Source organism: Salinispora goodfellowii (assembly GCF_059570675.1).
The window spans coordinates 13,398-25,437 of record NZ_JCANTD010000029.1 but is presented as its reverse complement, the minus strand read 5'-3'; the positions used below and the strand labels follow the sequence as shown (position 1 = coordinate 25,437).

Here is a 12,040-nt window from a genome sequence, read left to right as displayed (position 1 = left end):
AGAACCAAGGAAGAGATGACTACCCAGGCTTCCGCGCCGCCCAGCACCAAGTCGCAGGCGCAGCGCTCATACGATGTCACCGACTTCTCGGCCCTCACCGGCCTGGAGGAGGAGTGGCGCTTCACCCCACTCAACCGACTGCGGGGCCTGACCGGCGAGGTGCCGGCCAGCGCGGGCGCGGTCCGGCACGAGTACGGCGACCTGCCCGCGGCCGTCACCGTCGAGTCGGTCGCGAAGGACGACCCGCGGATCGGCAGCGTACTCGTCCCGGTGGACCGGATCAGTGCGCTGGCGTACCGCGGTGCGGCGCAGGCGCAGCTGGTGCGGGTCGCCGATGAGGCCGTGCTGGCCGAGCCGGTGACCCTGCGGGTGGTCGGCGAGGGCGCCGACGAGCTCGCCTTCGGGCACACCTTCGTCGAGGTGGGCCGGTTCGCCGAGGCGACGCTGGTGCTTGAGCACGTCGGTTCGGCGACGCTCGCCGACAACGTCGAGGTCTCGGTCGCCGACGGCGCGAAGTTGACCCTGGTCACCGTCGCCGACTGGGCCGACGACGCGGTGCAGGCGCAGCACCTGAAGGTGCGGCTGGGGCGGGCCGCCCGGGTACTGCACGTCCAGGTCAGCCTCGGCGGCGACCTGGTCCGGCAGTACACCACCGTGGAGTACACCGAGCGGGGCGGCGAGGCCGAGCTGTACGGTGTCTACTTCGCCGACGAGGGGCAGCACCTGGAGCACCGGCAACTGGTGGACCATTCGGTCCCGGACTGCCGCAGCTACGTGGGTTACCGTGGCGCCCTACAGGGCGAGAGCGCCCGTACCGTCTGGGTCGGCGACGTGCTGATCCGGGCCGAGGCGACCGGCACCGACACCTACGAGATCAACCGGAACCTGCTGCTCACCGAGGGCGCGCGGGCGGACTCCGTACCCAATCTGGAGATCGAGACCGGGGAGATCGCCGGTGCCGGCCACGCGAGCGCGACCGGCCGGTTCGACGATGAGCAGCTGTTCTACCTGATGGCCCGGGGCATCCCGGAGGCCGAGGCGCGGCGGCTCGTGGTCCGTGGTTTCTTCGCCGAGCTGCTGAACAAGATCCCGGTCGAGTCCCTGCGGGAGCGTCTCGGCGCGGCGATCGAGGCCCGGCTGGCCGGTGGGGGGAGCGAGTTCGCCGACCCCACGCACGCGAGCGGGGACATCGCCGCGAAGGCCGGTGCGTGATGATCCGCATCTGCTCCGCCGAGGACGTGCCGAAGGGCAGCGTGGTCAGTGCGGACGTGGACGGTGTGAAGGTCGCGATCGTGCACGGCGGGGACGGCGCCTTCTACGCCGTCTACGACGAGTGCTCGCACGCCGCGGTGGCCCTCTCCGAGGGGGAGGTCGAGGGCTGCACCCTGGAGTGCTGGCTGCACGGTTCCCGGTTCGATCTGCGCACCGGTGAGCCGACCGGGCTACCCGCCACCGAACCCGTTCCCGTCTACCCCGTCGAGATCCGCGACGGCGACATCTACATCCCAGTGGGCGCCGACGGCCGCCCGATGCCAAGCAATGGAGTGACCCGATAATGAGCACCCTTGAGATCCGTGACCTGCAGGTGTCGGTCAAGCTGCCCGAGGGTGAGCTCAAGCCGATCCTGCACGGTGTCGACCTGACCGTCCGGTCGGGGGAGACGCACGCCATCATGGGCCCGAACGGCTCCGGCAAGTCCACCCTGGCCTACTCGGTCGCCGGGCACCCGAAGTACGAGATCACCGGCGGTTCGGTGACCCTCGACGGCGTGGACGTCCTGGCGATGTCCGTGGACGAGCGGGCCCGCGCCGGCCTCTTCCTGGCCATGCAGTACCCGGTCGAGGTGCCCGGGGTGTCGGTGGCGAACTTCCTGCGCACCGCCAAGACCGCGATCGACGGTACGGCGCCGAAGCTGCGCACCTGGGCGGGTGAGCTGCGGGGCTCCATGGAGCGCCTGCAGATGGACCCGGCGTTCGCCCAGCGTAACGTCAACGAGGGCTTCTCCGGCGGCGAGAAGAAGCGGCACGAGATCGTGCAGCTGGAGCTGCTCAAGCCGAAGGTGGCGATCCTCGACGAGACCGACTCCGGCCTCGACGTGGACGCGCTCCGCGTGGTCAGCCAGGGCGTCAACCGGGTCCGCGAGACCGGCGACACCGGCCTGCTGCTGATCACCCACTACACCCGGATCCTGCGGTACATCAAGCCGGACCACGTGCACGTCTTCGTCGCCGGCCGGATCGTCGAGGAGGGCGGCCCGGAGCTGGCCGACAAGCTCGAGGACGAGGGTTACGAGCGGTACGTCGCCGGGGCCGGCTCGGCGCGGGCCTGACGACCTCAAGGAAAGGCCGGTCACGATGACCACCATCGCGATACCACCGGGGATGCCGCAGTACGGCGACGTGCCAAGCTACGACGTGGCGGCGGTGCGCGCTGACTTCCCGATCCTGGACCGGAAGGTCAACGGGCACCCGCTGGTCTACCTGGACAGCGCGAACACGTCACACAAGCCGCGGCAGGTGCTCGACGTGCTGCGGGAGCACTACGAGTGGCGGAACGCGAACGTGTCGCGCTCGGTGCACACGCTGGGCACCGAGGCGACCGAGGCGTACGAGGGCGCGCGAGCCAAGGTCGCCGCCTTCATCAACGCCCCGAGCCCGGACGAGGTGGTGTTCACCAAGAACTCCACCGAGGCGATCAACATCGTGGCGTACGCCTTCTCGAACGCGTCGCTGCGTCCCGACGCCGACCCGCGGTTCCGGTTGGGCCCGGGAGACGAGGTGGTGATCTCCGAGATGGAGCACCACTCGAACATCGTGCCCTGGCAGTTGCTCTGCGAGCGCACCGGCGCCACCCTGCGCTGGTTCCCGGTCACCGACCACGGTCGGCTGGACGAGTCGGGTTTGACGGACCTGGTCAACGAGCGGACGAAGATCGTCTCGCTGGTGCACATGTCCAACATTCTCGGCACCGTCAACGCCACGTCCCGGATCACGCAGCGGGTCCGGGAGGTCGGCGCGCTGCTGCTGCTCGACTGCTCGCAGTCGGTGCCGCACATGCCGATGGACGTGGTCGCCTACGACCCGGACTTCATCGTCTTCACCGGGCACAAGATGTGTGCCCCGAGCGGCATCGGGGTGCTCTGGGGCCGCACCGAGCTGCTCGCGGCGATGCCGCCGGTGCTCGGCGGTGGATCAATGATCGAAACGGTGGCGATGTCGGGGTCGACCTTCGCCCCGCCGCCGACCCGGTTCGAGGCGGGCACCCCGCCGATCGCCGAGGCGGTCGCGCTGGGCGCGGCGGTGGATTACCTCTCCGGGGTCGGCATGCGGGCCATCCAGTGGCACGAGAAGCAACTCACCGCGTACGCCCTGGACGCCTTGGCGACGGTGCCCGAGCTGCGGATTTTCGGGCCGAACGTTCCGGTGGGCCGGGGCGGGACGATCTCGTTCGCGCTGGGTGACATTCACCCGCACGACGTCGGGCAGGTGCTCGACTCGCTGGGCGTGCAGGTGCGAGTCGGTCACCACTGTGCCCGCCCGGTCTGCACCCGGTTCGGGGTGCCGGCCATGACCCGGGCCTCGTTCTACCTCTACACCACCACGGAGGAGATCGACGCCCTGGTGGCGGGGCTGGAACAGGTGCGGAAGGTGTTCGCCTGATGCAGGTTGACCAGCTCTACCAGGAGATCATCCTGGACCACTACAAGCACCCGCACGGCCGAGGGCTGCGGGACGCGGACGACCCGGCGGCTTCCGTCGCCGAGGCGCACCACGTCAACCCGACCTGCGGGGACGAGGTCACCGTCCGGGTCGCCACCGACGGTGCGGTGCTGCACGACGTCTCGTACGACGGGTACGGCTGCTCTATCAGCCAGGCCTCGGCGAGTGTGCTGCACGAGCTACTCGCCGGTCGTCCGGTCGCCGAGGTGTTCGCGGTGCACGCGGCGTTTGTGGAGTTGATGTCCGGCCGGGGCGAGGTCACGCCGGACGAGGAGGTACTCGGGGACGGGGTGGCGTTCGCGGGCGTCGCCCGCTACCCCGCCCGGGTGAAGTGCGCGCTGTTGCCGTGGATGGCGTTCAAGGACGCCGCGGCACGCGCCGGTGTGGACACGAGTCCGACGGAGGTTCAGGGATGAGCGAGGACACTGCCACCGAGGCCACGCCGGCCGCCGGCGACGGCGCGACCGGTGCGGCGGGCGTGCCGGCCGCGAAGGCCGGCAAGGCCGCCGTCGCCGACGTCGAGGAGGCGATGAAGGATGTCGTCGACCCCGAGCTGGGCATCAACGTGGTCGACCTGGGCCTGCTGTACGGCGTCCACGTTGACGACGACAATGTCGCCACGCTGGACATGACGCTCACCTCGGCGGCCTGCCCGCTGACCGACGTCATCGAGGACCAGGCGCGGTCGGCCCTGACCACCGGTCCGGGGGGCGGCTTGGTCAACGAGATGCGGATTAACTGGGTGTGGCTTCCGCCGTGGGGCCCGGACAAGATCACCGACGAGGGGCGCGAGCAGCTTCGGGCGCTGGGCTTCAACGTCTGACGCCACGGCGTCCATCGGATAAAACCGGTAGCCGCGGGCGCGGGGACGGCGCAGGATGACGGCATGATCGAGCCGTACCTGTTGCCGTTTCTGGTCCGCGTAGCCGAGGCCGGGTGCCGACAGCGAACTCAGCTGCCCGGCGCCGGCTCGGCCTGTTGCCCGCGACCATGACCGGGGTGTTTCTGGCTGGGCTGGTCGCGGGATTCGGGGTGGCCATCCCCGTCGGCGCCATCGCGGTACTCGTCATGGGGCTGGCCGCGCGGACCTCGTTCCGGGTGGGAGCCGCCGCGGCCCTCGGGGTTGCCACGGCCGACGGACTGTACGCTGCCGTCGCCGCCCTCGGCGGGGCGGCCCTGGTCACGGTGCTCACCCCGGTCGCCGGTCCGCTGCGGGTGGTCGCCGCGGTGATCCTGCTCGCCTTGGCGACCCACACCGCGGTGCGGGCCCTGCGCTCCGTCCGGTCGGGTTCGGTCGCTGGCCCCGGCTCCGGCCCCGACACCGACACCACATCCGGATCTGGCGGACCGGACGCCGGCAGCCGACCGTTCGCGGGCCGCTGGGGCCTGGAGACGCCGCCACGGGCGTTCACCGGGGTGCTGGCGTTGACCCTGTTGAACCCCGCCACCGTCGTCTATTTCGCGGCGCTCGTGCTCGGCCGTCAGGACGCCGCCGCCCCGGCTCTGCCGGCCGCCGGGGCGTTCGTGCTGGGGGCGTTCGTCGCCTCGGCGAGCTGGCAGCTACTGGTCGCCGGGGGCGGCACCATGGTCGGCCGGGTCCTCGCCGGTCCCCGTGGCCGGCTCGGCACGGCTCTGGTATCCAGCGCCATCATCGCTGCGCTCGCCGTCGTCATGCTCGTGGCGGCCTGACCGGACGACGGGTAGCCGGACCGCCGGGGTAGGTTCGGGGTGTGCGTAGTAGGCCCGCAGCGGGAGGCGGCCGGTGGGTTGAGGTGGACCCAGGCCGGGTCGCGCGCTGGGTTGCCGGCTTCGCCGACCGGCATGGTCCGTCGGTCTCCACCCCGCAGGATTACGGGCTGCTGTTGACCGCCCGGGACGGTGCGACCGCCGAGGCGCACGCCCCGCCCGGCGTACCCGGCGCGGCCGACCTGGACGGTTTCCTGGCGGCCGTGTCCCGGCCCCGGCGGATCGGGCTACTCCTCGTCCGTAAGGGTGCGGTGGCCCTCGGCGTCGCCGAGGGAGCGGAGCTGGTCGTGTCGAAGGTCGAAACGCACTACGTGCAGGGCCGGACGGCTGCCGGCGGTTGGTCGCAGCAGCGGTTCGCCCGGCGGCGGGAGAATCAGGCGAAGGCGGCGGTGGCGGACGCGGTCGAGTTGGCCGTGCGCCTGCTGCTGCCGGCGGCTCCGACGCTTACCGCCCTGGTCTGTGGTGGGGACCGGCGGACGGTTGACGCGGTGCTCGCGGATCGTCGGTTGGCTCCGCTGGTCGGGCTGCGGGCCGAGCGCCTCCTTACGGTGCCGGAGCCCCGCCGCGCCGTGCTGCTCGACGCCATTCCCGCCGCCCGAGCCGTCCACATCCTCGTTCGTGATCCCGAGGTGGGGGCCGCGGGCAATGCCGGATCCGCCACCTGACCGGTTGACCGGACCCGGCCCACGGCGGGCGGTCGGCCGGGTCCGGTCAGTGATCTTGGCGGGTAATCCGCAGGACCGGGTGAGGGTTGTCCCGGTACAATTGGCGCGTGCTGCTCTGCGAAGGCTGAACCGCCCCGCACCGACGGTCCTCCGGCCCGCCGGTGCTTTCGCGTGCCCTGAGTCAGCCCTCCACCCCGAGAGCGAGTCTTCCGACATGATCACTGCCACCGGCCTGGAGCTCCGCGCCGGCTCCCGAATCCTGCTCTCCGACACCACGCTGCGGGTGCAGCCCGGGGACCGGATCGGCCTGGTCGGCCGCAACGGCGCCGGCAAGACCACGACGCTGAAGGTGCTGGCCGGAGAGGGGCAGCCGTACGCCGGTCAGCTCGACCGTCGCAGCAACATCGGCTACCTGCCGCAGGACCCACGCACCGGCGATCTCGACGTGACCGGACGGGACCGGGTCCTCTCCGCGCGCGGGCTCGACCAGCTGATGGCCGGGATGGCCGAGCTGGAGGCGAAGCTCGCTGAGGCGCCGGAGGACAAGTTGGTCCGCCGCTACGGCGCGCTGGAGGACCAGTTCGCCTCACTCGGCGGATACGCGGCGGAGGCGGAGGCGGCCCGCATCTGCGCCAACCTCGGGCTCCCCGACCGCGCGCTGGCCCAGACCATCGGCACTCTCTCCGGTGGCCAGCGCCGCCGGATCGAACTGGCGCGGATCCTGTTCCGCGACGCGGGCGAGAACGGTGGCGGCATTCTGCTGCTGGACGAGCCGACCAACCACCTGGACGCTGACTCGATCACCTGGCTGCGCGGGTTCCTCGCCAACCACAAGGGCGGCCTGATCGTGATCTCCCACGACGCCGCTCTGCTGGAGGCGGTGGTCAACAAGGTCTGGTTCCTCGACGCCACCCGTTCGGTGGTTGACGTCTACAACCTGGGGTGGAAGGCGTACCTGGAGGCGCGGGAGACCGACGAGCGGCGTCGCCGCCGGGAGCGGGCCAACGCGGAGAAGAAGGCCGGTGCGCTGATGGCGCAGGCGGACAAGATGCGGGCCAAGGCCACCAAGACCGTCGCCGCCCAGAACATGGCCCGGCGGGCCCAGCGGCTGCTCTCCGGTTTGGATGAGGTGCGAGTTTCCGACAAGGTGGCGAAGGTGCGCTTCCCCACGCCTGCGGCGTGCGGCCGTACCCCGCTGACCGCGAGTGAACTGTCGAAGTCGTACGGGTCGTTGGAGATCTTTACCGATGTGGATGTCGCGGTCGATCGCGGCTCCCGGGTGGCGATCCTCGGCCTCAACGGCGCCGGCAAGACCACCCTGCTGCGGATCCTCGGTGGCCTGCTGGAACCGGACACCGGCGAGGTGCGGCCCGGACACGGCCTCCGGCTGGGCTACTACGCCCAGGAGCACGAGACCCTGGACGTCCAGCGGACGATCCTGGAACACATGCGCAGCGCCGCGCCGGAGCAGAGTGACACCGATCTGCGCCGGATCCTCGGTGCGTTCCTCTTCTCCGGGGAGGACGTGGAGAAACCCGCCGGGGTGCTCTCCGGCGGGGAGAAGACTCGGCTGGCCCTGGCTACGCTGGTCTGCTCCGGTGCGAACGTGTTGCTGCTGGACGAGCCGACGAACAACCTCGACCCGGTCAGCCGGGAGCAGGTGCTGGACGCCATCGCCCGCTACCCCGGTGCGATTGTGCTGGTCACCCACGATCCGGGCGCGGTGACCGCGCTCAAGCCGGATCGGGCCATCCTGTTGCCCGACGGGGACGAGGACGCCTGGAGCGACGACCTCCTGGAGCTGGTCGAGCTGGCCTGACCGATCGTGGGCCCCGGTTCGGTCCTATCGGGAAGCCGACATTACATAGCGTGTCGGTTGGCGAATAGTTGATATCTGGCGCATGATCGTTCGAGGCGGTCTAATAGGTGGGACCGTATCCGAACCGCACAGTCTGGGACGTGAGGACACAGCATGGCAGCCACTGGCACAGCCACCAGCACTGAGAAGGGTCGCCGGATCGTCGGGGCCGAGCGTCAGACGCTCGCCAAGGACCTGGTCAAGCGGTACACCTCGGGGGAGAGCATCCGTGCGCTCGCGGCCTCGACCGGCCGTTCCTACGGATTCATCCACCGGGTGCTCACCGAGTCCGGGGTGCAGCTGCGGCAGCGCGGCGGCGCCCGGCGTCGCAAGAAGGCGTGAGCCATCGAGCGGCGTCACCCATCAGCACCGTTCCCCGGGCCGTCCGGTGACTGCCGAGGCGACCGGGGTCCGGCTGGAGTGTGACGGGGCGGTGGCCACGGTCACGCTGGCTCGGCCCGACGTGCTCAACGCGCAGACCCCGGCGATGTGGCAGGCGCTGCGCGACTTCTCCCGGAAGCTTCCCGGTGACGTGCGCGTCGTGGTCGTCCGCGGTGCGGGCCGGGCCTTCTCCGCTGGCCTTGACCTCTCTGTGGCGGGTGCCTCTGGGCCGGGTTCCTTCGCCGAGCTGTCCACCCTGCCCGAGCAGGAGTGCGCGGACCGGATCGCCGAGCTTCAGGACGCCTTCACCTGGCTGCACCGCCCTGATCTGGTGTCGATCGCGGCGGTGCAGGGGCACGCGATCGGCGCCGGCTTTCAGCTGGCGCTCGCCTGTGACCTGCGGGTTCTCGCCGAGGATGTCCGGTTCTCCATGGCCGAGGTGACGCTCGGCCTGGTCCCCGACCTGGCCGGCACCAAGCGTCTGGTCGAGCTCGTGGGCTACTCGCGCGCCCTGGAGCTCTGTGCCACCGGGCGGCGGTTGGACGCCGCCGAGGCGGACCGGATCGGGCTGGCAACCCTGGTTGTGCCGACCGGGGAACTGGCCGGCGCGGTCAGCGACCTCACGGCGGGGCTGCTCGCCAATGACCGGGACGCGGTCGTGGAGATCAAGGCGTTGCTCGCCGGCGCGTCCGGCCGCACCCCCGCCGAGCAGGAACGGGCCGAACGGGAGGCGCAGACCCGGCGGCTGCGGGAACTCGCCGGCCGGGGAGAGTAGTAAGGGCCGTACGGGAAGATTCGGGTTACGAATCGGGTTGTCACAGGCGTCGGGAGAATCGACCCCTGAGGTTGTGGTCGGCCCGACGACCCGGAGGTGAGCGTGTCCAATCCGATGTCCGGCGGCGGCATGGGCGGCTGGAGCATGCTCCGGTCGATGCGGAGCCACGACGAGATCTCGGCGCACCGGCTCCAGCGCGGGGTGGCGCGTCGGATCGTCGGCTTCGCCCAACCGTACCGGCGGGACATCGTCGTCTTCCTGGCCACCGTCGTGCTGGCCGCGATGATCGGGGTCGCCACCCCGGTGCTCGCCGGCAAGGTGATCGATGCCATCACGCGGGGCGGCACCGAGGCATCCACCCTGGTCGTTCGGCTGGCGTTGGTGATCGCCGCGCTCGCGGTGGCAGATGCGCTGCTCTCGCTCGCCCAGCGGTGGTACTCGGCCCGCATCGGTGAGGGCATCATTTTCGACCTGCGGACCCGGGTTTATGACCACGTCCAGCGGATGCCGTTGCAGTTCTTCACCCGGACCCAGACCGGCGCGCTGGTCAGTCGACTCAACAACGACGTGCTCGGGGCCCAGCGGGCGTTCACCTCGACCCTGTCCGGGGTGGTCAGCAACGTCATCCAGCTGGTACTCACCGCGGCGGTGATGTTCACCCTTTCGTGGCAGATCACCGCACTGTCGCTGGTGCTGCTGCCGGTGTTCATCATTCCAGCCCGCCGGGTCGGGCGGCGCCTCGCCGAGATCACCCGCGAGTCCTACAACCTCGACGCGAAGATGAACGCGACGATGACCGAGCGCTTCGGCGCCTCCGGAGCACTGCTGGTCAAGCTCTTCGGCCAGCCCGACAACGAGGCCCGCCGGTTCGCCGCGCGGGCCGAGCGGGTCCGCGACATCGGCATCCAGTCCGCGATGTACTCGCGGACCTTCTTCGTGGCGATGCTGCTGGTCGCCTCGCTTGCGCAGGCGCTCACCTACGGGCTGGGCGGGTGGCTGGCAGTCACCGGCAGCGTCAGTGCCGGCACCGTCGTCACGCTCGCGCTACTGCTCACCCGGCTCTACGGCCCACTCACCGCGCTGTCCAACGTACGGGTTGACGTGATGAGCGCGTTGGTCTCGTTCGACCGGGTCTACGAGGTGCTCGACCTACAACCCGCCATCACCGAGCAGGCCGCTGCCGTCACCGTGCCGCGGGGCGACGGTCGGGTCGAGTTCCGGTCGGTGCGTTTCCGGTATCCGAGCGCCGCCGAGATCTCGCTGGCCTCGCTGGAGGAGGTCGCCGCCCTCGACCGGACGGCCACCGAGCCGGTGCTCCGGGGCGTGTCGTTCACCGTCCATCCGGGGCAGATGGTCGCCTTGGTCGGGCCCTCCGGCGCGGGCAAGTCAACCCTGTCCATGTTGATCTCTCGGCTCTACGACGTTACCGAGGGCCAGGTACTCGTCGGCGGGGTTGATGTCCGGGAGGCCAGCCTGGACTCCCTGCGCGACGAGATCGGTGTGGTCACCCAGGACTCACACCTGTTCCACGAGACCATCGCCGAGAACCTGCGGTACGCCAAGCCGGCGGCCACCGACGACGAACTCTGGGCTGCCCTCGCCGGTGCGCAGGTGGCGGACCTCGTGCGGGCGTTGCCCGACGGCCTGGACACGGTGGTGGGTGAGCGCGGCTATCGCTTCTCCGGCGGGGAGAAGCAACGCATCGCGATCGCCCGGGTGCTACTCAAAGCACCCTCGATCGTGATCCTCGACGAGGCCACCGCGCATCTGGACTCGGAAAGCGAGGCGGCGGTGCAGCAGGCGCTCTCGGTGGCGTTGACGGGGCGGACCGCGCTGGTCATCGCGCACCGGCTCTCCACGGTGCGAGCGGCCGACCAGATTCTCGTACTCGATCAGGGGCGGATCGTCGAGCGGGGGCGACATGAGGAGCTGGTCGTCCTGGGCGGGCTCTACGCCGAGCTGTACCGGACGCAGTTCGCGGTCGCCGACTCGCCGACGCCGTACCAGGACGCGACCGGGCCGGAACCGGTGACGCTGCCGATGCGCTCCTACGTCACCGAGGAGGCGCTGCCGCCGGCCGCCGCCAACTAGCCAGAGCTGGCCCCGACCGATGTCTGCTGTGGGACTGGATGACTACAGCCCGCGCAGCGCGCCGCCGTCCACCGGTAGCGTGATTCCGGTCAGGTAGCTGGCGGCGGGGGAGAGCACGAACGCCGCCACCCGGCCGAACTCCGCCGGCTCGCCCAGCCGGCGGAGCGGGATCTCCGCCTCCGCCGTGGCGCGGGCCTGTTCGGGATCCCCGGCGGCGGCGAGGAGCTGCGCGTTCCGGTCGGTCAGCATCCGCCCCGGCAGCAGCCCCACCACCCGGACGCCCTGGGGGCCGTACTCGTCGGCCAGGTCCTTGGCGACCCCGGCCAGGCCGGGCCGGAGGCCGTTGGAGATGCCCAGGCCGGCTAGCGGCGCCCGCACCGTGATGGACAGCACCAGCCCGATCGCCCCGCCGTCGGGCAGCGCGGCGGCGACGGTTCGGGCCATCCGGACGGTGCCGAGGAAGATCGTTTCGAAGGAGCTGCGCCACTGCTCGTCGCTCACGGTGGCCGCGCTACCCGGCGGTGGGCCGCCGACCGAGACCAGCGCGCCATCCAGCCGCCCGAACGCCTCCCGGGCGGTCGCCGTCAGCCGTTCGGGCAGCTCCGGGTCGGCCAGGTCAGCGGTCACGCCGACGGCGCACGCGGGGCCACCGAGGCGGTGGGCGGCGGCGGTCACCGCCGCAGCGTCCCGGGCGGCGAGGACGACGCGCGCCCCGTCGGCGACGAGCGCCTCGGCGGTCGCATAGCCGAGGCCCCGGGAAGCGCCGGTGAGCACGTACACGCGGTCGTTCAAGCCGAGCTCCATG

The 12,040-nt window shown here is 71.0% G+C and carries 13 protein-coding genes; 12 read left to right on the top strand and 1 reads right to left on the bottom strand.

The genetic code is table 11. The features are described 5' to 3' along the window. Window positions 1-15: 15 nt before the first annotated feature. The 12 genes from sufD to T398_RS21410 all read left to right on the top strand — a co-directional run bounded on the left by sufD (window position 16) and on the right by T398_RS21410 (window position 11,235). Entirely contained in the window at window positions 16-1,212 is a 1,197-nt protein-coding gene (gene sufD, locus T398_RS21465; RefSeq protein ID WP_496449452.1) for a Fe-S cluster assembly protein SufD, read from the top strand. Further along, entirely contained in the window at window positions 1,212-1,556 is a 345-nt protein-coding gene (locus tag T398_RS21460) for a non-heme iron oxygenase ferredoxin subunit (RefSeq protein ID WP_496449521.1), read from the top strand. Before sufD ends, T398_RS21460 begins: the two co-directional genes overlap by 1 nt. Beyond that, a complete protein-coding gene (gene sufC, locus T398_RS21455; RefSeq protein WP_496449451.1) occupies window positions 1,556-2,329 on the top strand; it encodes a Fe-S cluster assembly ATPase SufC in 774 nt (257 codons plus the stop codon). Before T398_RS21460 ends, sufC begins: the two co-directional genes overlap by 1 nt. A 25-nt stretch (window positions 2,330-2,354) precedes the next feature. Further along, entirely contained in the window at window positions 2,355-3,659 is a 1,305-nt protein-coding gene (locus T398_RS21450; protein ID WP_496449449.1) for a cysteine desulfurase, read from the top strand. Further along, window positions 3,659-4,135, top strand: coding sequence for a Fe-S cluster assembly sulfur transfer protein SufU (gene sufU, locus T398_RS21445; protein WP_496449447.1), 477 nt, complete (start codon window positions 3,659-3,661; stop codon window positions 4,133-4,135). Before T398_RS21450 ends, sufU begins: the two co-directional genes overlap by 1 nt. Beyond that, complete coding sequence (locus T398_RS21440; RefSeq protein ID WP_496449445.1) at window positions 4,132-4,542, top strand: metal-sulfur cluster assembly factor; 411 nt, start codon at window positions 4,132-4,134, stop codon at window positions 4,540-4,542. Before sufU ends, T398_RS21440 begins: the two co-directional genes overlap by 4 nt. A gap of 167 nt (window positions 4,543-4,709) precedes the next feature. Continuing rightward, window positions 4,710-5,408, top strand: coding sequence for a LysE family transporter (locus T398_RS21435; protein WP_496449519.1), 699 nt, complete (start codon window positions 4,710-4,712; stop codon window positions 5,406-5,408). 41 nt (window positions 5,409-5,449) lie between these two features. Further along, complete coding sequence (locus tag T398_RS21430) at window positions 5,450-6,130, top strand: acVLRF1 family peptidyl-tRNA hydrolase (protein ID WP_496449443.1); 681 nt, start codon at window positions 5,450-5,452, stop codon at window positions 6,128-6,130. A gap of 214 nt (window positions 6,131-6,344) precedes the next feature. Then, window positions 6,345-7,949, top strand: coding sequence for an ABC-F family ATP-binding cassette domain-containing protein (locus T398_RS21425; RefSeq protein WP_496449441.1), 1,605 nt, complete (start codon window positions 6,345-6,347; stop codon window positions 7,947-7,949). A 153-nt stretch (window positions 7,950-8,102) separates the two neighbouring features. Further along, the gene (locus T398_RS21420; protein WP_007462679.1) at window positions 8,103-8,330 is read left to right on the top strand and encodes a helix-turn-helix domain-containing protein; all 228 of its coding nucleotides are present in this window, start codon (window positions 8,103-8,105) and stop codon (window positions 8,328-8,330) included. Window positions 8,331-8,376: 46 nt separating this feature from the next. Next, window positions 8,377-9,144: an enoyl-CoA hydratase/isomerase family protein gene (locus T398_RS21415; RefSeq protein ID WP_496449439.1), complete on the top strand. Its 768-nt coding sequence runs from the start codon at window positions 8,377-8,379 to the stop codon at window positions 9,142-9,144. 114 nt (window positions 9,145-9,258) lie between these two features. Next, complete coding sequence (locus tag T398_RS21410; RefSeq protein ID WP_496449518.1) at window positions 9,259-11,235, top strand: ABC transporter ATP-binding protein; 1,977 nt, start codon at window positions 9,259-9,261, stop codon at window positions 11,233-11,235. 42 nt (window positions 11,236-11,277) lie between these two features. Here T398_RS21410 and T398_RS21405 read toward each other — a convergent pair whose 3' ends face one another. Further along, window positions 11,278-12,039, bottom strand: coding sequence for an SDR family oxidoreductase (locus tag T398_RS21405; RefSeq protein ID WP_496449437.1), 762 nt, complete (start codon window positions 12,037-12,039; stop codon window positions 11,278-11,280). Window position 12,040: the final 1 nt, after the last annotated feature.

Coding starts and splice junctions, on each gene's coding strand:
- T398_RS21420 (WP_007462679.1), top strand. CDS start 8,103: ATGGCAGCCACTGGCACAGCCACCAGCACTGAGAAGGGTCGCCGGATC.
- sufU (WP_496449447.1), top strand. CDS start 3,659: ATGCAGGTTGACCAGCTCTACCAGGAGATCATCCTGGACCACTACAAG.
- sufD (WP_496449452.1), top strand. CDS start 16: ATGACTACCCAGGCTTCCGCGCCGCCCAGCACCAAGTCGCAGGCGCAG.
- T398_RS21425 (WP_496449441.1), top strand. CDS start 6,345: ATGATCACTGCCACCGGCCTGGAGCTCCGCGCCGGCTCCCGAATCCTG.
- sufC (WP_496449451.1), top strand. CDS start 1,556: ATGAGCACCCTTGAGATCCGTGACCTGCAGGTGTCGGTCAAGCTGCCC.
- T398_RS21435 (WP_496449519.1), top strand. CDS start 4,710: ATGACCGGGGTGTTTCTGGCTGGGCTGGTCGCGGGATTCGGGGTGGCC.
- T398_RS21460 (WP_496449521.1), top strand. CDS start 1,212: ATGATCCGCATCTGCTCCGCCGAGGACGTGCCGAAGGGCAGCGTGGTC.
- T398_RS21440 (WP_496449445.1), top strand. CDS start 4,132: ATGAGCGAGGACACTGCCACCGAGGCCACGCCGGCCGCCGGCGACGGC.
- T398_RS21405 (WP_496449437.1), bottom strand. CDS start 12,039: ATGGAGCTCGGCTTGAACGACCGCGTGTACGTGCTCACCGGCGCTTCC.
- T398_RS21450 (WP_496449449.1), top strand. CDS start 2,355: ATGACCACCATCGCGATACCACCGGGGATGCCGCAGTACGGCGACGTG.
- T398_RS21410 (WP_496449518.1), top strand. CDS start 9,259: ATGTCCGGCGGCGGCATGGGCGGCTGGAGCATGCTCCGGTCGATGCGG.